The sequence below is a fragment of the Streptomyces lancefieldiae genome (assembly GCF_031845825.1).
GTDB classification, from domain to species: Bacteria; Actinomycetota; Actinomycetes; order Streptomycetales; family Streptomycetaceae; genus Streptomyces; species Streptomyces lancefieldiae.
Genome location: NZ_JAVRFH010000006.1, coordinates 257217 through 278928, shown reverse-complemented (window position 1 = coordinate 278928; position 21712 = coordinate 257217). Strand labels below are relative to the sequence as shown.

Sequence of the window (21712 nt, the reverse complement as noted above, 5' to 3'; positions counted from 1 at the left end):
GGCACCCCCCCCCCCCCGTCCCCGCCCCACCACCCCGCAGACAGCGCAACCCGCACCCCCACCCCACCCCACCCGCACAGGCCGCCGCAGGCACCCGGCACCCGGCATCGCCACCCACCGCCGGATGCCCCCGCGGCCGACACAAGAGAGGCTGACCGACGTGCACGACGACCTCTTCGCCCGGGCCAGGACATGGCTGGCCGAGGACCCCGACGCGGACACCCGCGCGGAACTCGCCAAGCTCATCGACGCCGAGGACCACGCCGAACTCGCCGCACGTTTCACCGGCACCCTCCAGTTCGGCACCGCCGGCCTGCGGGGCGAACTCGGCGCCGGCCCGATGCGCATGAACCGCACCGTCGTCATCCGAGCCGCCGCCGGCCTCGCCGCGTACCTCAAGAAGCAGGGCCACACCAACGGCCTCGTCGTCGTCGGCTACGACGCCCGCCACAAGTCCGCCGACTTCGCCCGCGACACCGCCGCGGTCATGACCGGCGCCGGCCTGAAGGCCGCCGTCCTCCCCCGCCCCCTCCCCACCCCCGTCCTCGCCTTCGCCATCCGGCACCTCGGCGCCGTCGCCGGCGTGGAGGTCACCGCCAGCCACAACCCGCCCCGCGACAACGGCTACAAGGTCTACCTCGGCGACGGCTCCCAGATCGTGCCCCCCGCCGACGCGGAGATCGCCGCGGAGATCGACGCCGTACGCTCCCTGCACGACGTCCCCCGCCCCGAAACCGGCTGGCAGACCCTCGACGACGACGTCCTCGACGCGTACCTCGCCCGCACCGACGCCGTCCTCGCCCCCGACTCCCCCCGCACCGCCCGCACCGTCTACACGGCGATGCACGGCGTGGGCAAGGACACCCTCCTCGCCGCCTTCGCACGAGCCGGCTTCCCGCAGCCCACCCTCGTCACCGAGCAGGCCGACCCCGACCCGGACTTCCCCACCGTCGCCTTCCCCAACCCGGAAGAACCCGGCGCGATGGACCTCGCCTTCGCGCAGGCCCGCGAGACCGACCCCGACCTGGTCATCGCCAACGACCCGGACGCCGACCGCTGCGCGGTGGCCGTCCCCGACGGCCAGGACGAGAACGGCGCCCAGCACTGGCGCATGCTCCGCGGCGACGAGGTCGGCGCCCTCCTCGCCGCCCACCTGGTCGGCCGCCAGGCGCACGGCACGTTCGCCGAGTCGATCGTCTCCTCCTCCCTCCTCGGCCGCATCGCCGAGAAGGCGAACCTCCCCCACGTCGAGACCCTCACCGGCTTCAAGTGGATCGCCCGCGTGGAGAACATCCGCTACGGCTACGAGGAGGCCCTCGGCTACTGCGTCGACCCGGAGGGCGTGCGCGACAAGGACGGCATCACCGCGGCCCTCCTGATCACGGAACTCGCCTCCACCCTCAAGGAGAACGGCCGCACCCTCCTCGACCTCCTCGACGACCTGGCCGTCGAGCACGGCCTGCACGCCACCGACCAGCTCTCGGTACGCGTCGAGGACCTCTCCCTCATCGCCGCCGCCATGCACCGCCTGCGCGAACAGCCGCCCGCCCGCCTCGCGGGCCTGCCCGTCACGAACGCCGAGGACCTCACCCGGGGCACGGACAAGCTGCCGCCCACCGACGGCCTGCGCTACACCCTCGACGGTGCCCGCGTCATCGTCCGCCCGAGCGGTACGGAGCCCAAGCTGAAGTGCTACCTGGAGGTGGTCGTCCCGGTCGCCGCGCACGCCGGCCTCCCCGAGGCGCGCGCGAAGGCGACGGACCTGCTGACCGCGCTCAAGCGGGACCTGTCGACGGCCGCGGGCATCTGACCCGGCTCGTCACCCGAACCACAGGGGGTGCCCCCACTCGGAGGCACCCCATCGGGTGATTTCCCCCAGCTCGTTGACCGCCTGTCCCGCCGTACGCGGCACGGGCCTGCCCCGGCACAGCCCCGCGCCGCCGTCACCCCATCGCCAGCAGCACCGCCAGCAGCACGACCCCGGCCACCGCCGGCGCGACGACCTCGTAGGCCCAGCGCACGGTCACCTCGCCCTGCGAGGTGTCGGCCTGCTTCCGGGCCTCCAGCAGCTCGCGCAGGTCGTCCATGACCTTGTCGGTCTCCGCCCGCACCGGCCCCTGCGCCGCGACCGCGTCGGCGGACGCGCCGGCACGCCCGCGGCCGCCGCCACCGCGCCCCCGGCCGACCCCGGCGGCCCGCCGCGTCTCCTGCCGCGCGGCCTTCTTGCGGCCGCGCAGCGAGACGGGAATGGCCCACAGCTGGTACTTGTCGCCGGACTCGGTGAAGACCTCGTTGGAGTAGCCGGACCGCAGCGAGGCGACCTGCCCCCAGGGCAGCACGACGACCCGGAAGGGATTGCGCACGCGCAGCCGGTCCTCGTTGGCGAAGACGGCGGGGCGCAGGGTGTAGGAGGCGACGAGCGGCACGAGGAACAGCAGCACCGCGAGCGCCTTCCAGGGGGTGCTCCCCTCCCCCGCGACCACGGCGTCGATGCCGAGCCACAGGGCGAGCGCGAGCAGCAGCACGCCACCGGCGATGCCCGCGGGGGAGCGGTAGACGCGGTCCCTGGACGCGGGTACCGGCGGCTGCGACGGTGGTGACTGGGGCTCGGGGGTCGTCATATGCCGATTGTGCACGACCGGCCCGACGGCGCTCCTACGCGGTGCCGGTGTACGAGACGAGCGCCGGGGACTGTACAGCCGCTACGCGCGTAGATATGCTCGCCTGGTGACCATGCCCACCACTGCATCCGCTGCACCCGCACCCGGACTCGCCGACGTCACCGCGTCCGACAGCACGCTGCGCCGCTTCCTCCACGGGCTGCCCGGCGTCGACACGGTCGGCCTCGAGGCGCGCGCCGCCTCGCTCGGCACCCGTTCCATCAAGACCACCGCGAAGGCGTACGCGCTCGACCTCGCCATCTCGATGGTCGACCTGACGACGCTGGAAGGCGCGGACACCCCGGGCAAGGTCCGGGCGCTCGGCGCCAAGGCGGTCCGCCCCGACCCGACCGACCGCACGAGCCCCGCGACCGCGGCCGTGTGTGTCTACCCCGACATGGTGCCCGTCGCCAAGGAAACCGTCGCCGGCTCGGGCGTCAAGGTCGCCTCGGTCGCCACGGCGTTCCCTGCGGGCCGCGCCTCGCTGGCCGTCAAGCTGGCCGACGTGCGCGAGGCCGTCGCGGCGGGCGCCGACGAGGTCGACATGGTCATCGACCGGGGCGCGTTCCTCGCGGGGAACTACCTGAAGGTGTACGACGAGATCGTCGCCGTGAAGGAGGCCTGCGGGACCTCGGCCCGCCTCAAGGTCATCTTCGAGACCGGCGAGCTGTCGACGTACGACAACATCCGCCGCGCGAGCTGGCTCGGCATGCTGGCGGGCGCCGACTTCATCAAGACGTCCACCGGCAAGGTCGCCGTCAACGCGACCCCGTCCAACACCCTCCTGATGCTGGAGGCGGTCCGCGACTTCCGCGCGCAGACCGGCGTCCAGGTCGGCGTGAAGCCGGCCGGCGGCATCCGCACCGCCAAGGACGCGATCAAGTTCCTGGTCCTGGTCAAGGAGACCGCGGGCGAGGACTGGCTGGACAACCACTGGTTCCGCTTCGGCGCCTCCTCGCTCCTGAACGACCTGCTGATGCAGCGCCAGAAGCTGGCCACGGGCCGTTACTCCGGCCCCGACTACGTGACGGTGGACTGAGACCCCATGACCATGGAAAAGCAGACATCCGCATTCGAGTACGCACCGGCGCCGGAGTCCCGCGCGGTCGTCGACATCGCCGCGTCCTACGGCCTGTTCATCGACGGCGAGTTCGCCGACGCGGCCGACGGCAAGGTCTTCAAGACCGTCTCACCCGCCACCGAGGAGGTCCTCTCCGAGGTCGCCGAGGCCGGCGAGGCGGACGTGGACCGCGCGGTGAAGGCCGCCCGCAAGGCGTTCGAGAAGTGGTCGGCACTGCCGGGCTCCGAGCGTGCCAAGTACCTGTTCCGCATCGCCCGCATCATCCAGGAGCGCAGCCGCGAGCTCGCCGTTCTCGAAACCCTCGATAACGGCAAGCCGATCAGGGAGACCCGCGACGCGGACCTCCCGCTGGTCGCCGCGCACTTCTTCTACTACGCGGGCTGGGCCGACAAGCTCGACCACGCCGGCTACGGCGCGAACCCCCGGCCGCTGGGCGTCGCGGGCCAGGTCATCCCGTGGAACTTCCCGCTCCTGATGCTGGCGTGGAAGATCGCCCCGGCGCTCGCGACCGGCAACACGGTGGTCCTGAAGCCCGCCGAGACGACCCCCCTGTCCGCCCTCTTCTTCGCGGACATCTGCCGTCAGGCGGGCCTGCCGAAGGGCGTCGTCAACATCATCACCGGTGACGGCCGCACCGGCGCCGCGCTGATCGCCCACCCCGACGTGAACAAGGTCGCCTTCACCGGCTCCACGGCCGTCGGCAAGGAGATCGCGCGCACGGTCGCGGGCACCTCCAAGAAGCTCACCCTGGAGCTGGGCGGCAAGGGCGCCAACATCGTCTTCGACGACGCCCCGATCGACCAGGCCGTGGAGGGCGTCGTCAACGGCATCTTCTTCAACCAGGGCCAGGTCTGCTGCGCGGGCTCCCGCCTCCTCGTCCAGGAGTCGGTCCACGACGAGCTGCTGGACTCCCTCAAGCGCCGCCTGTCCACGCTGCGTCTGGGCGACCCGCTGGACAAGAACACCGACATCGGCGCGATCAACTCCGCCGAGCAGCTGGCCCGGATCACCGCGCTGGCCGACCAGGGCGAGGCGGAGGGCGCCGAGCGCTGGTCCCCCGCCTGCGAACTGCCCTCCTCCGGCTACTGGTTCGCCCCGACGCTCTTCACGAACGTCACCCAGGCGCACACCGTCGCCCGCGACGAGATCTTCGGCCCGGTCCTGTCCGTCCTCACCTTCCGTACGCCCGACGAGGCGGTCGCCAAGGCCAACAACACGCCGTACGGACTGTCGGCGGGCATCTGGACGGAGAAGGGCTCGCGCATCCTGGCGGTCGCGAACAAGCTCCGCGCGGGCGTGATCTGGTCCAACACGTTCAACAAGTTCGACCCGACGTCGCCGTTCGGCGGCTACAAGGAGTCGGGCTTCGGCCGCGAGGGCGGCCGTCACGGCCTGGAGGCGTACCTCGATGTCTGACCGACTTTCCGTGCTGAAGACCTACAAGCTGTACGTCGGCGGGAAGTTCCCGCGTTCCGAGAGCGGCCGGGTGTACGAGGTGACAGACGCGAAGTCCAAGTGGCTGGCGAACGCCCCCCTCTCCTCCCGCAAGGACGCCCGTGACGCGGTGGTCGCCGCGCGGAAGGCCTTCGGCGGCTGGTCCGGCGCCACGGCCTACAACCGCGGCCAGATCCTGTACCGGATCGCGGAGATGCTCGAAGGCCGCCGCGACCAGTACGTCGCGGAGGTCGCCGACGCCGAGGGCCTGTCGAAGTCGAAGGCGGCCGCGGTCGTCGACGCGGCGATCGACCGCTGGGTCTGGTACGCGGGCTGGACCGACAAGATCGCCCAGGTGGTCGGCGGCGGCAACCCGGTCGCGGGCCCCTTCTTCAACCTCTCCTCCCCGGAGCCCACCGGCGTGGTGGCCGTCCTCGCCCCGCAGGAGTCGTCCTTCCTGGGCCTGGTCTCGGTCGTCGCCCCGGTCATCGCCACCGGCAACACGGCGGTCGTGATCGCGAGCGAGAAGTCCCCGCTCCCCGCCCTCTCCCTCGGCGAGGTCCTGGCCACCTCCGACCTCCCCGGCGGCGTGGTCAACATCCTCTCCGGCCGTACGGCGGAGATCGCGGCCCCCCTCGCCGCCCACCAGGACGTCAACGCGATCGACCTCGCGGGCGCCGACGAGGAACTGGCGAAGGAGCTGGAGATCGCGGCGGCGGACAACCTCAAGCGCGTCCTTCGTCCACAGCCTGTGGACGACGTCGACTGGTCGGCGACGCCGGGCACCGACCGCATGACGGCGTTCCTGGAGACGAAGACGGTCTGGCACCCGACGGGCGCACTGGGCGCGTCCGGCTCGTCGTACTGACCGGCCCCTCCTCGCAGAGAGCCGCGCCTCCCCTCCGTCCGGGGGAGGCGCGGCTCTTCGCGCTGAGCACGCACCATCACGTGCGGTGAGACGGTCGGCGCGCAGCGTGGTCGACGTGTGACGCGTGCTGCAAAGTCCGCCCGCGGGGTCGTACGGCGGCCGTCGGATGCCTCACACTGGTGTCCCGTGAGCTCCCAACCGCCCATACCTACGCGAGTCGTGCTGCTCTGCGGCCCCTCCGGCTCCGGCAAGTCCCTCCTCGCCGCCCACTCCGGCCTTCCGGTGCTGCGGCTCGACGACTTCTACAAGGAGGCGACCGACCCGACGCTGCCGCTGGTGCCCGGGAGCTCCGACATCGACTGGGACCACCCGGGCTCGTGGGACGCGGACGCGGCCGTCGCCGCCATCAGGGAGCTGTGCCGCGGGGGCCGTACGCGGGTGCCCGTCTACGACATCGCGCTCAGCGCCCGCACCGGCGAGGAGGCCGTCGACATCGGGCGGACCCCGCTGTTCCTCGCGGAGGGCATCTTCGCCGCCGAGCTCGTGGAGCGCTGCCGGGACCTGGGCGTCCTCGCCGACGCGCTGTGTCTGAGCCGGGGCGCGCTGACGACCTTCCGCCGCCGCTTCCTGCGGGACCTCAGGGAGGGCCGCAAGTCCGTGCCGTTCCTGCTGCGCCGCGGCTGGCGGCTGATGCGGCAGGAGCGGTCGGTCATCGCCCGCCAGACGGCGCTGGGCGCCCATGCGTGCGACCGGGACGAGGCGATGGGCCGGCTGGCCGCCGCGGCGGCGGGGCGGTGCGCCACGGCACGTACGGCGGCGTAGCGCTTGGGCGCACCGCTGTCGGCGCACACAGAGAAGCGGGACTGGAAGGACCCCCCGGCCCTCCAGTCCCGCTCTCCTTGTGCTCCCCCGTGCTTCCCCCGTGTTCCCCGTTCCCCCGTGTCCCCCCGTGTTCCCCCGTGGTGCTTCCCCGTGAGTAAGAGTCCGAGGTCGCCCCCGTGATACACCCGGACTCCAACTTTTTTTCGCGGGCCCCCCGGCCCCCCTCCACCCTCAGGCGACCAGTTCGCCGAAGGCGTCCTCCCGGTCACGGCCGAAGCTGAGGACCTCGTCCTCGCGCAGCCGGCGGAGCGACCGCCAGATGCTGGACTTCACCGTGCCGACACTGATGCCGAGGATGTCGGCGATCTCCGGGTCCGTGCGGCCCTCGTAGTAGCGCAGGACCAGCATGGTGCGCTGGAGTTCGGGCAGCCGGGCGAGCGCCTGCCACAGGACCGCGCGCAGCTCCGTGCCGCGCATCGCGTCCGTGTCGCCGGGCGTCTCCGGCAGTTCCTCGGTCGGGTACTCGTTGAGCTTGCGGCGCCGCCAGGCGCTGATGTGCAGGTTGGTCATGGTGCGGCGGAGGTAGCCGCCGACGGCCGCCTTGTCACTGATCCGGTCCCACGCCCGGTAGGTCGAGAACAGCGCGCTCTGCAGCAGGTCCTCGGCCTCGAAGCGGTCGCCGGTGAGGTGGTAGGCGGTGGCGTACAGGGAGGCGCGGCGCTCCTGGACGTAGGCGGTGAACTCCGCCTCCGACAGCGAACGGCGCTCCCCCTCGGCCTCCCCGTACGCGGTCGCCCCGGGCGTCTCCCCCTGGCGTGCGTCGACCACCGACATGTAGGCGGTGTGCTGACGCCCGGTGCCGCGAGCGCACCCCCGCCCTCCCCCACGCTCGAATCCGCTCGCGCGGGAGGGACCCCCATCGGCACCGGACTTCTCGGAACCCCGGTGCGTGTGCACGTCGTGCAGACGCGTGACCACTGCGCTGGTGCTGGTGCCCTTCAGCGTGTTCATCTCGCGCCTCCCGTCGTGGACTTCCGGTGTTCGGCCTGCTCTGTTGCGACGTGCTGTGTTGCTTGTGATGAAAAGCTTGCCCGGGCGACTTCATGGCCGTGTCCGCCGACTGTCACAGAGCTGTCACAGGGGCCTGTCACGGCTGCACCACGGTTCCTTCACAGGGTCCGGCGGCAGGGGGGGACCACTTCCGGACCCACGGGTCGAACCGCACCCCCTCCATGGGCCAGAATGAGCCCGTGCCTTCCCTGTTGCTGATCGAGGACGACGACGCCATCCGCACGGCCCTGGAGCTCTCACTGACGCGCCAGGGTCACCGGGTGGCCACCGCTGCCAGCGGTGAGGACGGTCTGAAGCTGCTGCGCGAGCAGCGGCCGGACCTGATCGTGCTGGACGTGATGCTGCCCGGCATCGACGGTTTCGAGGTGTGCCGTCGTATCCGGCGCACCGACCAGCTGCCGATCATCCTGCTGACCGCGCGCAACGACGACATCGACGTGGTCGTCGGTCTCGAGTCGGGCGCCGACGACTACGTCGTCAAACCCGTGCAGGGCCGGGTGCTGGACGCCCGCATCCGGGCCGTACTGCGGCGCGGGGAACGGGAGTCCAGCGACTCGGCGAGCTTCGGCAGCCTGGTCATCGACCGGTCGGCGATGACCGTGACGAAGAACGGCGAGGACCTCCAGCTCACGCCGACCGAGCTGCGGCTGCTGCTCGAGCTGAGCCGGCGGCCGGGGCAGGCGCTGTCCCGGCAGCAGTTGCTGCGGCTGGTGTGGGAGCACGACTACCTCGGCGACTCCCGGCTCGTGGACGCCTGTGTGCAGCGGCTGCGCGCCAAGGTCGAGGACGTGCCGTCGTCCCCGACCCTGATCCGTACCGTCCGGGGTGTCGGCTACCGGCTGGATCCGCCTCAGTGACACAGGAACACCAGGGGGGTTCACGCGGCTGGGCCGCGGCTCGCAAGGGAGTCTGGTCCTGGCTGCGCTTCACCAGCCTGCGCCTGAGGCTGGTCCTCGTCTTCGCACTGGTCGCGCTCACCGCGGCCGTGTCCGCGTCCGGCATCGCGTACTGGCTGAACCGCGAGGCGGTGCTCACCCGTACCCAGGACGCCGTGCTGCGCGACTTCGAGCGGGAGATGCAGAACCGGGCGGGCGCGCTGCCCGAGCACCCCACGCAGGACGAGTTGCAGCACACCGCCGGGCAGATGGCCAACAGCAGCCAGCGGTTCGGCGTGCTGCTGGTCGCCGAGAACGCCGACGGGGAGGCCGTCTACGGCAGTTCGGGCGGCCTGGCCGGCTTCGCGCTGACCGACGTGCCCGCGTCGCTGCGCACGGCGGTGAACAAGGAGCAGAAGGTCACCTCGGCCAACAAGCACCCGTACCACCTGTACTGGCAGCGGGTCACCGAGGACGGCACCCCCTACCTGGTGGCGGGCACGAAGGTGATCGGCGGCGGGGCGACCGGCTACATGCTCAAGTCGCTGGAGCCGGAGGCGAAGGACCTGAACTCGCTCGCCTGGTCGCTGGGGATCGCCACCGCGCTCGCGCTGATCGGCTCCGCGCTGCTCGCGCAGGCCCTGGCGACGACCGTGCTGAAGCCCGTGCACCGGCTCGGGGTCGCGGCGCGGCGGCTCGGCGAGGGCAGGCTGGACACCCGGCTGCGCGTGTCCGGCACCGACGAACTGGCCGACCTGTCCCGGACCTTCAACAGCGCCGCCGAGGCCCTGGAGAAGCGCGTCGCGGACATGGCGGGCCGGGAGCAGGCCTCGCGGCGCTTCGTGGCGGACATGAGCCATGAGCTGCGCACGCCGCTGACGGCGATCACCGCCGTCACGGAGGTGCTGGAGGAGGAGCTGGAGTTCGAGGGCGGCGGCATCGACCCGATGATCGAGCCCGCCGTCCGGCTGGTGGTCAGCGAGACACGGCGGCTGAACGACCTGGTGGAGAACCTGATGGAGGTCACCCGCTTCGACGCGGGCACCGCCCGGCTGGTCCTGGACGACGTCGACGTCGCCGACCAGATCACCGCCTGCATGGACGCCCGCGCCTGGCTGGACGCCGTCGAGCTGGACGCCGAGCGCGGGATCCACGCCCGCCTCGACCCTCGTCGCCTGGACGTCATCCTGGCCAACCTGGTCGGCAACGCGCTCAAGCACGGCGGGTCGCCGGTGCGGGTGTCGGTGACGCGGGCGGACGACGAGGTCGTCATCCGGGTGCGGGACCAGGGTCCCGGCATCCCCGAGGACGTCCTGCCGCACGTCTTCGACCGCTTCTACAAGGCGAGCGCCTCCCGGCCGCGCTCCGAGGGCAGCGGGCTCGGCCTGTCCATCGCCCTGGAGAACGCGCACATCCACGGCGGTGAGATCACCGCCGAGAACTCTCCCGAGGGGGGCGCGGTGTTCACGCTGCGGCTGCCGCAGGATCCGTCGCCGCCGGCCGAGGAGGACGCCGACGCCGCCGCGGGGGACGAGGGCAAGGGCAAGGACGCGAAGGGACAGCCCTGATGACCGTACGCCGCCTGCCGGTACTCCCCGGGCTCGTCGTGCTGGCCGCGCTGCTCGCCGGGTGCGGCATCCGCGCCACGGAGGTGCCCACGGACTACGGTCCCGCGCCTTCGCGGGTGCGCTGTTCGCCGGCCGAGCCGGACGTGGCGGCCCGGGCCGCGCCCGGCATGCCGGTGCGGGTGTTCCTGCTGTGCGGCTCGTCGCTGGTGGCCGTGGACCGGACGGTGCGGGTCCAGGACGGCGCGGCGGACTCCGCGCGGCGCGTGCTGGTGGCCCAGGGGCTGCTGGACCAGCTCGCGACGCCGCCGTCGGCCGTGGAGAAGGAGGCCGGGTACACGACGGACGTACGCCGCGGCACCAGGGTGACTGGTCCGCGCTCCGGCGACCCCGAGGACACCCTGCGGCTGAGCACCGACCCGGACGACCTCACCTCGTTCGCCCTCGCCCAGGTCGTGTGCACCTTCTCCGACTCGGCCGCGGCCGAGGGGGACGGCTCCGTCGTCCTGGCCGGCCCCACCGACCTGCCCGTGCGCCGCTACTCCTGCACGGACGAGGTCCGCGCCCGGCCGGGCAGCAACGAACCGCCGTCCGGCGAGGTCACCGACGGTTGACGGCCAGGAACCCGGGGCCCGGACGGGCGGCGGGCCCGGGGCCGTGTGGCGCAGGCCTCACCCTTGCGTGGGAGAGGCCGGAACCGTGTGTGGTGCGGGCCGCGTCTAGGGGGACGTGCAGCGTCATGGGTTCCTCGGCGGCAGCGCCGCGCTCCGCATCCGTGTGACAGGAAGTGTCCTCCTGGTCGCACACCTCGCGTTCGTCGCCTGGTACACGCTGCGTCCCCTGGACGTCCCGTGGGTGCTGCCGCCCAACCTGCGGCCGCTCGACGGGATCCGTGCCGACCTGACGCTCGGCTGGCCCGCGGCGGCCCGTGCCCTCGGCGGGTCGCTCGCCCTGCTGGCGCCGCTGGGTGTGCTGCTGCCGATGGCGGGCGGCAGGCTGGCCGTCTCGCCGCTGGCCTCCCTGCTGCGCACGACGGCCGCCGGCGTGCTGCTGTCGTTGGGGATCGAGCTGCTGCAGACCGGGGTGCCCGGTCAGGTCGTCGACGTCGACTCGCTGCTCCTGAACACGGCGGGGGTGGCCCTCGCGCACCTGGCCCTCGTCCCCGTCGGCCGGGCTCGGCTCCGCCGCAGGTCCGAGCGGGGGCTGCGGGAGGCCGTCCCCCAGGAGGAGCCCACTCAGGGGCGGACCCCGACGATTCCCAGGGTCGGGATCGCCCCGTAGAGCGACGCTTTGCGCCGTTCGTCTCCGTAGCGTGGAGGGCAGATGAAGGGGCAGCCGTCCGGCAGCCCCCACCACACGCTCACGAAGGAGCCGCGATGTCCCGCCTCGCCCGCCCCACCCACGGCCGCGTGATCGGCGGAGTGTGCGCCGCGCTGGCCCGGCGCTTCGGCACCTCCAGCACCACGATGCGGGTGATCTTCGTGGTCTCCTGCCTGCTGCCCGGCCCTCAGTTCCTGCTCTACCTCGCCCTGTGGATCCTGCTGCCGTCCGAGGAGAAGGCCGCGCGAACGGCCTGGTAGCGGCAGCGCGTCCCGCGTACCTCCCTCGAAGGCTCCTCCCCTCGGGGTACGCCGACGGGGCGCGCCCGGTGTCACCGGGTGCGCCCCGTCGGCACGTCGCGGCAGGCGCGGCTCAGCCGACCGGCAGGCCGTTCACGTGCACGCCCTGCGTGGGCAGCTTCTGCGCCGGCAGTCCGCCGAGCAGACCGGTGACCGGCTCGGCCGGGCCCTTCTCCAGCGCGTTGCCCGCGACCGGCAGCGTCTTGGAGCCGTTCTCCGCGGGGAGCGTCCGGGTGACGGTGTCGAGGACCGGGGCGGCGTCCGGCACGGCCGTGGCGGCGGTGGCGGCACCCGCACCGGCGGCGGCGAAGGCGGCACCGAGGGCGGCGACACCGAGGGTCTTTACAGCAGACTGCTTCATGAAATGCGTCCTCGAAATGGGATGTCGGGGATGTGAGCGGTGCCCGACCGTAAACACGCGGAGCCGCCCACGGCAAACGCCGAAATGCGGACGGATGGTGAAAGTCCGTCCACATTTCCGCATTCCACCGATCCCCCTCTCAGCCCTCATCTCCCGAAGAACCGCTGGTGGAAGCCGTCTGCTGAAACAGCCATTCGGACTTCAGCTCCGCATATCCGGGCTTGATCACGTCATTGATCATGGCCAGTCGTTCATCGAAAGGAATGAACGCCGATTTCATCGCATTGACGGAGAACCACTGCATGTCGTCGAGCGCGTAACCGAACGCGTCGACCAGGTGCTCGAATTCCCGGCTCATGCCGGTGTGCGACATCAGCCGGTTGTCGGTGTTGACGGTGGCGCGGAAGTGCAGCCGGCGCAGCAGCCCGATGGGGTGCTCGGCGTAGGAGTCCGCCGCCCCGGTCTGGAGGTTGGAGCTGGGGCACAGCTCCAGCGGGATGCGCTTGTCCCGCACGTACGAGGCGAGCCGCCCGAGCTTGACCGTGCCGTCCTCGTGGACCTGGATGTCGTCGATGATGCGCACCCCGTGCCCGAGCCGGTCGGCGCCGCACCACTGCAGGGCCTGCCAGATGGACGGCAGCCCGAAGGCCTCACCCGCGTGAATAGTAAAATGATTGTTTTCCCGCTTGAGGTATTCGAAGGCGTCCAGGTGCCGGGTGGGCGGGTATCCGGCCTCGGCGCCCGCGATGTCGAAACCGACGACGCCGAGGTCGCGGTAGCGGTTGGCGAGCTCGGCGATCTCCAGGGAGCGGGCGGCGTGCCGCATGGCGGTGAGCAGGGCGCCGACGCGGATGCGGTGGCCGTGGTCCCGCGCGCGCCGCTCGCCCTCCCGGAAGCCCTCGTTGACGGCCTCGACGACCTCTTCGAGGGGCAGCCCCCGTTCGAGGTGCTGCTCGGGGGCGTACCGCACCTCGGCGTAGACGACCCCGTCCTCGGCGAGGTCCTCGGCGCACTCGGCGGCGACCCGGACGAGGGCGTCGCGGGTCTGCATGACGCCGACGGTGTGGGAGAAGGTCTCCAGATAGCGCTCCAGCGACCCGGAGTCGGCGGCCTCGCGGAACCAGACGCCGAGCCGGTCGGGGTCGGTCTCGGGCAGGTTGGCGTAACCGGTCGCCCGGGCGAGGTCGACGACCGTGCCGGGGCGCAGTCCGCCGTCGAGATGGTCGTGCAGCAGAACCTTCGGCGCCCGGCGGATCTGGTCCGGCGTCGGAGTCCTCGCGGTGTTCGTCGCGGCGGTCTTCGAGGTGCTCTGGCTCGTCATTTCGGCACTGTAGCCCCTACGCGCGTAGAACGCAGGAGGTACGCGTGGGTGGGGGAAGAGGGGGGAGACGCCGGTGTACGGAACCGCCGATATGTAACGGTGACTGCGAGGACGGGTGGCGTACACCCGGTCTTCTGAGAATGTTCTGTCATGGCACAGCAAGCGACGCCGGTCCGTGAGGCCCGGCTGGGGCGAACGCTCGGCCCACAGGAGACGGCGGTGAGCGGAGTGGTGCTGCTGCTCCCCGGCGGCGACGAGGTCTCCAGCCGCAGGCCGTCTCCCCTGCTGGCGGCGGCGTCCGTACGCGCGTTGGGGCGCCGGCTGGCGCGGACGGGGCGGGACGAGGGCCTGGCCACACATGTCGTCCACTACCGCCGGCGCGGCTGGAACGGCGCGGAGGCCCACCTCGCCCGGGACGCCGACTGGGCCGCCACCGAGGCCGTACGGCGCTACGGTGACGTACCCGTCTGCCTGGTCGGCGTCGGCATGGGCGGGCGGGCCGCGCTGCGGGCTGCCGGGCACGAGGCCGTCAACTCCGTGCTGGCCGTCGCCCCTTGGCTGCCCGACGAGGACATGGCCGCACCACCCGAACCGGTGAAGCAGCTCGCCGGACGCCAGGTGCTGATCGTGCACGGCACGAACGACGAACGCTGCGACCCCGAGCTGTCGTTCCGGCTGGCCGCCCGGGCGAAGAAGGCCAACCGCGACGTATGCCGGTTCGAAGTGCACTCCGACGGCCACGCGTTGCGGCACTACCGCGACGAAGTCGCGGCGCTGGCGGCCGACTTCGTCATGGGCACGCTGTTCAGGCAGCCCTTCTCACGGCCGGTGGAGGACGCGCTGGCCGCTCCGCCGCCGCTCGGGCTGCGGATGCCGTTGGCGGTGGGGTTCGGGAAGTCGCTGCGGCGGTAGGGCCTGTCTGACCATTCCCGTCGTCGCCCGGAGGGCGGCCTCGCGGCATCAGGTGCGTGCTCTCGGCGTGCCGGGCGCAGAGCCTCGTACGGGATGTACTCGGCTCTGCGCCCGGTGCGGCGCGAGTGCGTGCATGGCGTCGCGAGGCAGGCGGCAATTGTCAGACAGGCCCTACTAGTGCCGCGGCAGGCAACGTTTGCCCGGTAAGGAGCGGCGTCCGGTGCGTGCTCTCGGCGTGCCGGCCGGAAGCCCTCGTACTGGACGTACTCGGGCTTTCGGCCGGTGCGGCGAGAGTGCGTGCCGGGCGTCGCGACGGGGCGAACGTTGCCTGTTGCGGCACTAGGGGCCGCACGGCGGGTCAGCTCGGGAGCAGGTGCCCCCGCCTGGACAGCAGGAACTTCTTGAAGGCCGCCACCGGCGGCGTGTCCGTGCGGCCGGCGAGCCAGGCCACGCCGATCTCGCGGGCCGCACGCGGGGCGGTCACCGTCAGTTCGACCACGCCGGGGCGGGGAACGGCGGGCGGCGGCAGCAGGGCGACGCCGAGTCCCGCCGCGACCAGGCCGCGCAGCGTCTCCGCCTCCTCCCCCTCGAAGGCCACCCTGGGCCGGAAACCGGCCTCCTTGCACAGGTCGTCGGTGATGCGGCGCAGTCCGTAGCCGGGCTCCAGCGTCACGAAGGTCTCTTCTGCGGCCTCGGCGAGGCGGATGCGCCGGCGGCCGGCGAGGGAGTGGTCGGCCGGGACGACGAGGCGCAGCTTCTGTTCGTCGAGGCGGCGGGCGACCAGGTCGGGGGCGTCCGGGACCGGGGAGGTGAGGCACAGGTCGAGTTCGCCGGCGCGCAGGCGCTCCAGCATGGCCTCGCCGTAGTTCTGGACGAGGCTGAAGCGGACCCGGGGGTGGTCGGCGCGGAAGGCGTGCAGCAGGCCGGGGACGGTCTCGGCGCCCATGGTGTGCAGGAAGCCGAAGGCGACCTTGCCGGTGGCCGGGTCGGCGTCCGCGCGGACCTCCTCGGCGGCGCGCTCCACCTCGGCGAGGGCGCGTTCGACGGAGCCGAGGAAGGTGCGCCCGGCGACGGTCAGCGCGAGCGTACGGCCGCGGCGGACGAACAGGCCGACGCCCAGGTCCTCTTCGAGGCGGACGAGCGCGCGCGAGAGGGTCGACTGGGGGACGCCCATCTCCTGGGCGGCCCGGGTGACGTGCTCGGTGCGGGCCACGCCGGCGAAGTGGGCGAGGCGGGGCGCGAGCAGCGCGACGATGTCTTCTGTGTCACCGGACGGTGACAGGCGGGCCTGTGAGCTTGGCTGATGCACCATGGGAACGATTATGGCCATTCCATGCATTGGACGGATGAGTGACGGCCTTCGTACCGTCGCCGTATGACTCCCGCCGATACCGGGGCGTCCACCACCGTGGGCGCCGCCTCCGCTGTCCCCGTCCCCGACACCGCCGACTCGCGCATGACCCCGGGCGGCCCCGGCTACCGCCGGATGAGCCTCGCCCTGTTCCTCGCGGGTGTCGCGACCTTCGCGCTGCTCTACTCCACCCAGGCCCTGCTGCCGCTGATCTCGGGCGACATGGGCGTCACGGCGAGCGACGCGAGCTGGACGGTGGCCGCCGCGACCGGTGGCCTCGCGGTGTTCGTCCTGCCGATGAGCGCGCTGTCGGAGCGCTTCGGGCGGCGTACGGTCATGACGGCGTCGCTGGCGGTCGCGGTGGCCGTCGGGCTGCTGGTCCCCTTCGCCCCGTCGCTGCCGGCGCTGGTCGCGCTGCGCGCGGTGCAGGGCGCGGCCCTGGCCGGTCTGCCGGCCTCGGCCACGGCGTACCTCGCGGAGGAGGTGACCCCGCGGGCGCTGGTGACCGCGATCGGCCTGTTCGTGGCGGGCAACAGCGTCGGCGGGATGAGCGGCCGGGTCATCACCGGATGGGTCGCACAGGAGTGGGGCTGGCGGATCGCCGTCGGTGTGATCGGCGCCGTCGCGGTGGCGTGCGCGGTGGCCTTCCGGCTGCTGCTGCCGGCACCCCGGCACTTCACGCCGGGCTCGCTGCGCCCGCGCGTCCTGGCCCGCACGGTCCGCGACCACCTCGCCGACCCGTTGCTGCGCCGTCTGTACGCGATCGGCGCGCTGTTCATGACGGTGTTCGGCGGCGTCTACACGGTGATCGGCTACCGCCTGACCGAGGCGCCGTTCTCCCTGCCGCAGGGCGTCGTCGGCTCGATCTTCCTGGTCTACCTGGTCGGTACGGTCTCGGCGTCGACGGCCGGTCGGCTGGTGGGCCGGCTCGGCCGCCGCGGGGCGCTCTACCTGGGCGGCGGCACCACGGCGGCGGGCCTGCTGCTGTCCCTCGCCCCCTCGCTGCCGCTGGTCCTGCTGGGCCTGGTGCTGATCACGGCGGGCTTCTTCGCCGGACACGCGGTGGCGTCCTCGGCGGTCAGCAGGACGGCGACGCACGGCCGGGCGCAGGCGTCGGCCCTGTACCAGTCCGCCTACTACATCGGCTCCAGCGCGGGCAGTACCGTCGGCGCGATGGCCTTCCACTCCGGCGGCTGGGGCGGGACGGTCGGGGTCGGGCTGGTGGCGGTGCTGGGCGTCGTGACGATCACGGTGTCGGGGTCGCTGGCGGCCCGCCGCACGGCCCGGAGCGTGCCCGCGCGCGCCTGAGGAGCCCGGACCGGCCGGGGCACACCCTGCCGACCTGCGCTTTCACCGACTGCACGGGCCATTGTCAGTCCCCTGCGGTAGCTTCCGGAGTGCGAGGCGCGAAGACGCGCACGACGGGACGCCACAGGGGTGGGTGGACGATGACCAACGGCACCGTGACCACGGAGCTGGAATCCGCGCTGGAGAAGCACCGCGTCGAACTGACGGGGTACTGCTACCGGATGCTCGGCTCCTCCTTCGAGGCCGAGGACGCGGTCCAGGACACCCTGGTCCGCGCCTGGCGGAGCTACGAGAAGTTCGAGGGCCGCTCCAGCCTCCGCTCCTGGCTCTACCGGATCGCGACCAACGTCTGCCTGGACATGCTGACCGCGGGCAACAAGCGGGCCCGCCCGATGGATCTGACGGACTCGACGCCGCTGGCCCAGGCCGCGCTGTCCCCCCGACCGGACAACACCTGGCTGGAGCCGATGCCCGACGCCCGCGTGCTGCCGTCGACCGCCGACCCGGCGGAGGCCGCGGTCGCCAAGGAGTCGGTGCGGCTCGCCTTCATGGCCGCGCTCCAGCAACTGCCGCCCAAGCAGCGGGCGGTGCTGATCCTGCGGGAGGTACTGGCCTGGAAGGCGAGCGAGGTCGCCGAGCTGCTCGGTACGTCGGTCGCCTCCGTCAACAGCGCCCTGCAGCGCGCCCGAGCGACGCTCGCCGAGCGGGCGGAGCGGGGCGACGGCGCGGCGGTGTCCGACCCGCTGGACGAGGAGCAGCAGAAGCTCCTGGAACGCTACGTCGCGGCCTTCGAGGGCTACGACATGACGGCGCTGACGGCGCTGCTGCACGAGGACGCGGTCATGACGATGCCGCCGTTCGACCTGTGGCTGTCCGGTCCGGCGGACATCACCGGCTTCATGACGACCCTCGGTGCGGCGTGCGCGAACTCCCGGCTGGTCCCGGTCCGGGCCAACGGGCTGCCGGCCTTCGCGCACTACAAGCCCGACCCGGAGGCGGGGGGTTACGCGCCGTGGGCGGTCCAGGTGCTGGAGATCTCAGACGGCCGCATCACCGGGTTCCACTGCTTCCTCGACACCAAGCGGTGGTTCCCGCTGTTCGACCTTCCGCTCCGTCTCGAAGCGGAGGCCGACGAGGTCCAGTAGGGCGTGCAGGGCGGGGTCGGGATCGCGCAGCCGGATCCGGCCCCCGGCCCGCCGGGCGGTGAGCTCCAGGCGGGCCAGCAGATCGACGACGGCGAGCCCCGGCGGCCCCAGCCCGCCGACGTCGCAGACGACCACTCCGGCCCGGGTGCTTGTCAGCAGCGCGCGCACCTCGTCACAGAGCCGGGGCGTCTCCCCTCGGGAGACGGGCCCCGGCAGCACGAGTACGGCGGGTGTCACGGCGTCCACGTGCGGTAGACCCGGGACGGGCCGGGAACTCATCGGTGCCCGCCGTCAGAGATCACATTGACGTGCGCACACCCTCCCCCGGAGGGTCTGCTGTATGCCCCACGCATCCCCTTCCCCCGCCTCCCTCGCCCCGCCGTCCCAGGTCCGTCCGTTTGCCGGGGAGGTGCCGTGCAGGGGGTGCTGACCGGCTTCGCGGTCATCGCGGTCGTCATCGCCGTCGGCTACGTGCTGGGTCTGCGGGGCCACCTCGGGCCCCAGGGACGCGAGGTACTGACCAAGCTCGCCTTCCACGTGGCCTCACCGGCCCTGTTGTTCACCACGCTGGCGACGGCCGACCTGTCGGTGGTCTTCTCCGGCCGGCTGCTTGTCACGGCGCTGTCCACGGTCGCCGTGGCCGGGGTCTTCGTCGCGGTGGGTGCCGTACGGGGCTGGGGCGTGGGCCGGACCACCGTCGGTGCCCTGTGCTCCGGGTACGTCAACTCCGGCAACCTCGGCATCCCCATCGCCGTGTACGTCCTGGGTGACGCCTCGCTGGTGGCACCGGTGCTGCTGTTCCAGCTGGTGCTGGTGACGCCGGTGGCGGTGACGATCCTGGACCTGTCGGGCGGGGACGCCAAGGGCTCGCTGTGGCGGCGGCTGCTGACGCCGCTGCGCAATCCGATAGCGCTGGGCTCGCTCGCCGGGGTCGCGGTCGCCGCGAGCGGGCTGCGGGTACCGGCCCCGGTCATGGACCCGGTGACGTTGATCGGCAACATGTCGGTCCCGGCGGTCCTGCTGGCCTTCGGCATCTCGCTGTGCGGGTCCACGATGCCCCTGCGGGGCGCGGAGCGGGGGCCGGTGCTGCTCGCGGTGGCGTTGAAGACGGTGGGGCAGCCGGCGGTGGCGTGGGCGCTGGCGTCCGGGGTGTTCGGGCTGCGGGGCGCGCAACTGCTGGACGTGGTGGTGACGTCGGCGCTTCCGGCGGCGCAGAACCTGTACACGTACGCGTCGACGTACGGGGTGGGCGAACGGCTGGCCCGGGACGCGATCCTCGTGTCGACGGTGGTTTCGGTGCCGGTGCTGGTGGGGGTGGCGGCGGTTTTGGGGTGAGTCAGGTCTCGGGGAACTCGCCGGTGTCGATGATCAGGTCGAACGGGGCGGGGAGCCTGAGGGGATCGCCGAACTTGGCGGCGCTCAGCACTCGGTAGACGTCACCCTTCGGCTCACCGTAGAGCGTCGCGGTGGGTCCGCCGGGGGCCCAGCGGTCGACGAGGAGGTAGAGCGGGATACCGGCGGTGGCGTAGGCGGCCGGCTTGCTGACGCGGTCGTGGCGGGCGTTGGACTTCGAGGTGACCTCGACGACGAGTTCCGCGAGGGCGGCGGGGATGTGGGTGTCGGACTCGGTGTGATCGGGCAGCGGGGCCACCACAAGGTCTGGGATGAGCATCCCGAGGCGGGACGGAACGGCGATCGCCAGGGTCTGGAAGATCTCCCAGTCCTCCGGGATCGCCGAGTACAAACGACGCTGGATGCGTGCAGCGATCACGTTGTGAGGCAGTCCCGGAGCTGGTGACACGGTGATGATCCCCTCGATGATCTCCACCTTGCTGCCCTCGGGCCATTCCATCTCCTCCCAGAACCGGACGAGGTCGTCCCAGTTCTGGTCGGGCTCCTGGCTCACGGTGAGTGCGCTCATGGCGGTTCTCCTTATCGGTGCGTCACCGATCCCAGCATGCCGAACGGGACCGGCAGAGGTCTACCGATCCCGTTCACCCGAATGGGGAAACACCTGGTCAGGCGATACGTTCCAGCACCACCGGCGACGCCGTGAAGGCCGTGCCCGCCGGGGCGACGTCGTAGGAGCCCTCCACCGCCGCGAGGGCGTACGCGAAGCGGTCCGGGGTGTCCGTGTGCAGGGTCAGCAGGGGCTGGCCCTCGGTCACCGTGTCGCCGGGCTTGGCGTGCAGTTCGACGCCCGCGCCCGCCTGCACCGGGTCCTCCTTGCGGGCGCGGCCCGCACCGAGGCGCCAGGCGGCGACGCCGATGTCGTAGGCGTCGAGACGGGTCAGGACGCCGGATGCGCCCGCCTTGACGACGTGCTGCTCCTTCGCCGTGGGCAGCTCCGCGTCCGGGTCGCCGCCCTGGGCCGCGATCATGCGGCGCCAGACGTCCATCGCGGAGCCGTCGGCCAGGGCCTTCGCCGGGTCGGCGTCCTTCAGGCCCGCCGCGTCGAGCATCTCGCGGGCCAGGGCGAGGGTCAGCTCGACCACGTCGGACGGGCCGCCCCCGGCCAGGACCTCGACGGACTCGCGGACCTCCAGGGCGTTGCCCGCGGTGAGGCCGAGCGGGGTGGCCATGTCCGTCAGCAGGGCGACCGTCTTCACGCCGTGGTCGGTGCCGAGGCCGACCATCGTCCGCGCCAGCTCCCGCGCGTCCTCGGTCGTCTTCATGAAGGCGCCGCTGCCCACCTTCACGTCCAGCACCAGGGAGCCGGTGCCCTCGGCGATCTTCTTGGACATGATGGAGGACGCGATCAGCGGGATCGCCTCGACCGTGCCGGTCACGTCGCGCAGGGCGTAGAGCTTCTTGTCGGCGGGCGCGAGACCGTCGCCGGCCGCGCAGATCACCGCGCCGACGCCGTCCAGGACGTTCAGCATCTCCTCGTTGGACAGCAGCGCGCGCCAGCCCGGGATCGACTCCAGCTTGTCCAGGGTGCCGCCGGTGTGGCCGAGGCCGCGGCCGGAGAGCTGCGGGACGGCCGCGCCGCAGGCCGCGACCAGCGGGGCGAGCGGCAGGGTGATCTTGTCGCCGACGCCGCCCGTGGAGTGCTTGTCGGCGGTCGGGCGGGACAGGGACGAGAAGTCCATGCGCTCGCCGGAGGCGATCATCGCGGCCGTCCAGCGGGCGATCTCGCCCCGGTTCATGCCGTTGAGCAGGATCGCCATCGCGAGGGCCGACATCTGCTCGTCGGCCACCTCGCCGCGGGTGTACGCGTCGATGACCCAGTCGATCTGCTCACCGCTGAGTTCGCCGCGGTCCCGCTTGGTGCGGATGACGGAGATGACGTCCATGCCCATGTCTGGCTTTCCTTACG

General features: G+C 72.3%; 22 protein-coding genes. 14 read left to right on the top strand and 8 right to left on the bottom strand.

The annotated features are described in order from the left end of the window. The first annotated feature begins 160 nt into the window (after positions 1-160). The gene (locus RM812_RS08930) at positions 161-1810 is read left to right on the top strand and encodes a phospho-sugar mutase (RefSeq protein ID WP_311571869.1); all 1650 of its coding nucleotides are present in this window, start codon (positions 161-163) and stop codon (positions 1808-1810) included. 133 nt (positions 1811-1943) lie between these two features. Here the strand turns inward: RM812_RS08930 and RM812_RS08925 are convergent, their stop codons facing one another. After that, positions 1944-2621: a PH domain-containing protein gene (locus RM812_RS08925; protein ID WP_311571857.1), complete on the bottom strand. Its 678-nt coding sequence runs from the start codon at positions 2619-2621 to the stop codon at positions 1944-1946. Between the two features lie 112 nt (positions 2622-2733). Here RM812_RS08925 and deoC point away from each other — a divergent pair, with 112 nt between their 5' ends. From deoC to RM812_RS08905, 4 genes are all read left to right on the top strand, one after another. After that, a complete protein-coding gene (gene deoC, locus RM812_RS08920) occupies positions 2734-3699 on the top strand; it encodes a deoxyribose-phosphate aldolase (protein WP_311571856.1) in 966 nt (321 codons plus the stop codon). Positions 3700-3711: 12 nt separating this feature from the next. Next, on the top strand, positions 3712-5157 hold the full coding sequence (locus tag RM812_RS08915) for an aldehyde dehydrogenase family protein (protein WP_311571855.1): 1446 nt from the start codon (positions 3712-3714) through the stop codon (positions 5155-5157). After that, a complete protein-coding gene (locus RM812_RS08910) occupies positions 5150-6043 on the top strand; it encodes an aldehyde dehydrogenase family protein (protein ID WP_311571854.1) in 894 nt (297 codons plus the stop codon). The genes RM812_RS08915 and RM812_RS08910 overlap by 8 nt, the downstream gene beginning before the upstream one ends. Positions 6044-6262: 219 nt before the next feature. Further along, positions 6263-6865, top strand: coding sequence for a uridine kinase (locus RM812_RS08905; RefSeq protein WP_311571868.1), 603 nt, complete (start codon positions 6263-6265; stop codon positions 6863-6865). A 231-nt stretch (positions 6866-7096) separates the two neighbouring features. Here RM812_RS08905 and RM812_RS08900 read toward each other — a convergent pair whose 3' ends face one another. Next, positions 7097-7876 carry a SigE family RNA polymerase sigma factor gene (locus RM812_RS08900; RefSeq protein WP_311571853.1) on the bottom strand — a complete coding sequence of 260 codons (780 nt, stop codon included), beginning with the start codon at positions 7874-7876 and terminating at the stop codon, positions 7097-7099. A gap of 239 nt (positions 7877-8115) precedes the next feature. Between RM812_RS08900 and afsQ1 the strand changes: the two genes are divergently transcribed. The 5 genes from afsQ1 (at position 8116) to RM812_RS08875 (ending at position 11956) form a co-directional block, all read left to right on the top strand. Continuing rightward, entirely contained in the window at positions 8116-8793 is a 678-nt protein-coding gene (gene afsQ1, locus RM812_RS08895) for a two-component system response regulator AfsQ1 (protein ID WP_029394402.1), read from the top strand. Further along, positions 8790-10379 carry a HAMP domain-containing sensor histidine kinase gene (locus tag RM812_RS08890; RefSeq protein WP_311571852.1) on the top strand — a complete coding sequence of 530 codons (1590 nt, stop codon included), beginning with the start codon at positions 8790-8792 and terminating at the stop codon, positions 10377-10379. The genes afsQ1 and RM812_RS08890 overlap by 4 nt, the downstream gene beginning before the upstream one ends. Further along, entirely contained in the window at positions 10379-10990 is a 612-nt protein-coding gene (locus tag RM812_RS08885) for a hypothetical protein (protein WP_311571851.1), read from the top strand. Before RM812_RS08890 ends, RM812_RS08885 begins: the two co-directional genes overlap by 1 nt. A gap of 115 nt (positions 10991-11105) precedes the next feature. Continuing rightward, positions 11106-11657 (top strand): VanZ family protein, encoded by a 552-nt coding sequence (locus RM812_RS08880; RefSeq protein WP_311571850.1) that lies wholly within the window; start codon positions 11106-11108, stop codon positions 11655-11657. Between the two features lie 95 nt (positions 11658-11752). Beyond that, positions 11753-11956 (top strand): PspC domain-containing protein, encoded by a 204-nt coding sequence (locus tag RM812_RS08875; protein ID WP_311571849.1) that lies wholly within the window; start codon positions 11753-11755, stop codon positions 11954-11956. A gap of 112 nt (positions 11957-12068) precedes the next feature. On the opposite strand, the gene RM812_RS08870 is transcribed toward RM812_RS08875, so the two are convergent. Next, positions 12069-12356, bottom strand: coding sequence for an ATP-binding protein (locus tag RM812_RS08870; RefSeq protein ID WP_311571848.1), 288 nt, complete (start codon positions 12354-12356; stop codon positions 12069-12071). A 139-nt stretch (positions 12357-12495) separates the two neighbouring features. Beyond that, entirely contained in the window at positions 12496-13677 is a 1182-nt protein-coding gene (locus RM812_RS08865) for an adenosine deaminase (protein WP_311571847.1), read from the bottom strand. A 150-nt stretch (positions 13678-13827) separates the two neighbouring features. Here RM812_RS08865 and RM812_RS08860 point away from each other — a divergent pair, with 150 nt between their 5' ends. Further along, positions 13828-14589: an alpha/beta hydrolase gene (locus RM812_RS08860; RefSeq protein WP_311571846.1), complete on the top strand. Its 762-nt coding sequence runs from the start codon at positions 13828-13830 to the stop codon at positions 14587-14589. Positions 14590-14947: 358 nt separating this feature from the next. On the opposite strand, the gene RM812_RS08855 is transcribed toward RM812_RS08860, so the two are convergent. Then, positions 14948-15901, bottom strand: a complete 954-nt coding sequence (locus tag RM812_RS08855) for a LysR family transcriptional regulator (protein ID WP_311571845.1) — start codon at positions 15899-15901, stop codon at positions 14948-14950. A 63-nt stretch (positions 15902-15964) separates the two neighbouring features. Between RM812_RS08855 and RM812_RS08850 the strand changes: the two genes are divergently transcribed. Further along, positions 15965-17248 carry an MFS transporter gene (locus RM812_RS08850; RefSeq protein WP_311571844.1) on the top strand — a complete coding sequence of 428 codons (1284 nt, stop codon included), beginning with the start codon at positions 15965-15967 and terminating at the stop codon, positions 17246-17248. A gap of 140 nt (positions 17249-17388) precedes the next feature. Then, positions 17389-18393, top strand: a complete 1005-nt coding sequence (locus RM812_RS08845; protein WP_311571843.1) for a sigma-70 family RNA polymerase sigma factor — start codon at positions 17389-17391, stop codon at positions 18391-18393. On the opposite strand, the gene RM812_RS08840 is transcribed toward RM812_RS08845, so the two are convergent. After that, positions 18286-18672 carry an STAS domain-containing protein gene (locus RM812_RS08840; protein WP_311571842.1) on the bottom strand — a complete coding sequence of 129 codons (387 nt, stop codon included), beginning with the start codon at positions 18670-18672 and terminating at the stop codon, positions 18286-18288. The genes RM812_RS08845 and RM812_RS08840 overlap by 108 nt on opposite strands. A 135-nt stretch (positions 18673-18807) precedes the next feature. On the opposite strand from RM812_RS08840, the gene RM812_RS08835 reads away from it, so the two are divergent. Then, complete coding sequence (locus RM812_RS08835) at positions 18808-19728, top strand: AEC family transporter (RefSeq protein WP_311571841.1); 921 nt, start codon at positions 18808-18810, stop codon at positions 19726-19728. Between the two features lies 1 nt (position 19729). Here RM812_RS08835 and RM812_RS08830 read toward each other — a convergent pair whose 3' ends face one another. After that, the gene (locus RM812_RS08830; protein WP_311571840.1) at positions 19730-20314 is read right to left on the bottom strand and encodes a Uma2 family endonuclease; all 585 of its coding nucleotides are present in this window, start codon (positions 20312-20314) and stop codon (positions 19730-19732) included. Between the two features lie 97 nt (positions 20315-20411). Next, positions 20412-21695, bottom strand: a complete 1284-nt coding sequence (locus tag RM812_RS08825) for a thymidine phosphorylase (protein ID WP_311571839.1) — start codon at positions 21693-21695, stop codon at positions 20412-20414. Positions 21696-21712: the final 17 nt, after the last annotated feature.

Bases quoted from the DNA above. Each gene is read 5' to 3' on its own strand.
- RM812_RS08830 (WP_311571840.1), bottom strand. From the start codon at position 20,314: ATGAGCGCACTCACCGTGAGCCAGGAGCCCGACCAGAACTGGGACGAC.
- RM812_RS08870 (WP_311571848.1), bottom strand. From the start codon at position 12,356: ATGAAGCAGTCTGCTGTAAAGACCCTCGGTGTCGCCGCCCTCGGTGCC.
- RM812_RS08885 (WP_311571851.1), top strand. From the start codon at position 10,379: ATGACCGTACGCCGCCTGCCGGTACTCCCCGGGCTCGTCGTGCTGGCC.
- RM812_RS08850 (WP_311571844.1), top strand. From the start codon at position 15,965: ATGACTCCCGCCGATACCGGGGCGTCCACCACCGTGGGCGCCGCCTCC.
- RM812_RS08865 (WP_311571847.1), bottom strand. From the start codon at position 13,677: ATGACGAGCCAGAGCACCTCGAAGACCGCCGCGACGAACACCGCGAGG.
- RM812_RS08860 (WP_311571846.1), top strand. From the start codon at position 13,828: ATGGCACAGCAAGCGACGCCGGTCCGTGAGGCCCGGCTGGGGCGAACG.
- RM812_RS08875 (WP_311571849.1), top strand. From the start codon at position 11,753: ATGTCCCGCCTCGCCCGCCCCACCCACGGCCGCGTGATCGGCGGAGTG.
- RM812_RS08900 (WP_311571853.1), bottom strand. From the start codon at position 7,876: ATGAACACGCTGAAGGGCACCAGCACCAGCGCAGTGGTCACGCGTCTG.
- RM812_RS08910 (WP_311571854.1), top strand. From the start codon at position 5,150: ATGTCTGACCGACTTTCCGTGCTGAAGACCTACAAGCTGTACGTCGGC.
- deoC (WP_311571856.1), top strand. From the start codon at position 2,734: ATGCCCACCACTGCATCCGCTGCACCCGCACCCGGACTCGCCGACGTC.
- RM812_RS08845 (WP_311571843.1), top strand. From the start codon at position 17,389: ATGACCAACGGCACCGTGACCACGGAGCTGGAATCCGCGCTGGAGAAG.
- RM812_RS08925 (WP_311571857.1), bottom strand. From the start codon at position 2,621: ATGACGACCCCCGAGCCCCAGTCACCACCGTCGCAGCCGCCGGTACCC.
- RM812_RS08855 (WP_311571845.1), bottom strand. From the start codon at position 15,901: ATGGTGCATCAGCCAAGCTCACAGGCCCGCCTGTCACCGTCCGGTGAC.
- RM812_RS08825 (WP_311571839.1), bottom strand. From the start codon at position 21,695: ATGGGCATGGACGTCATCTCCGTCATCCGCACCAAGCGGGACCGCGGC.
- RM812_RS08840 (WP_311571842.1), bottom strand. From the start codon at position 18,672: ATGAGTTCCCGGCCCGTCCCGGGTCTACCGCACGTGGACGCCGTGACA.
- RM812_RS08915 (WP_311571855.1), top strand. From the start codon at position 3,712: ATGGAAAAGCAGACATCCGCATTCGAGTACGCACCGGCGCCGGAGTCC.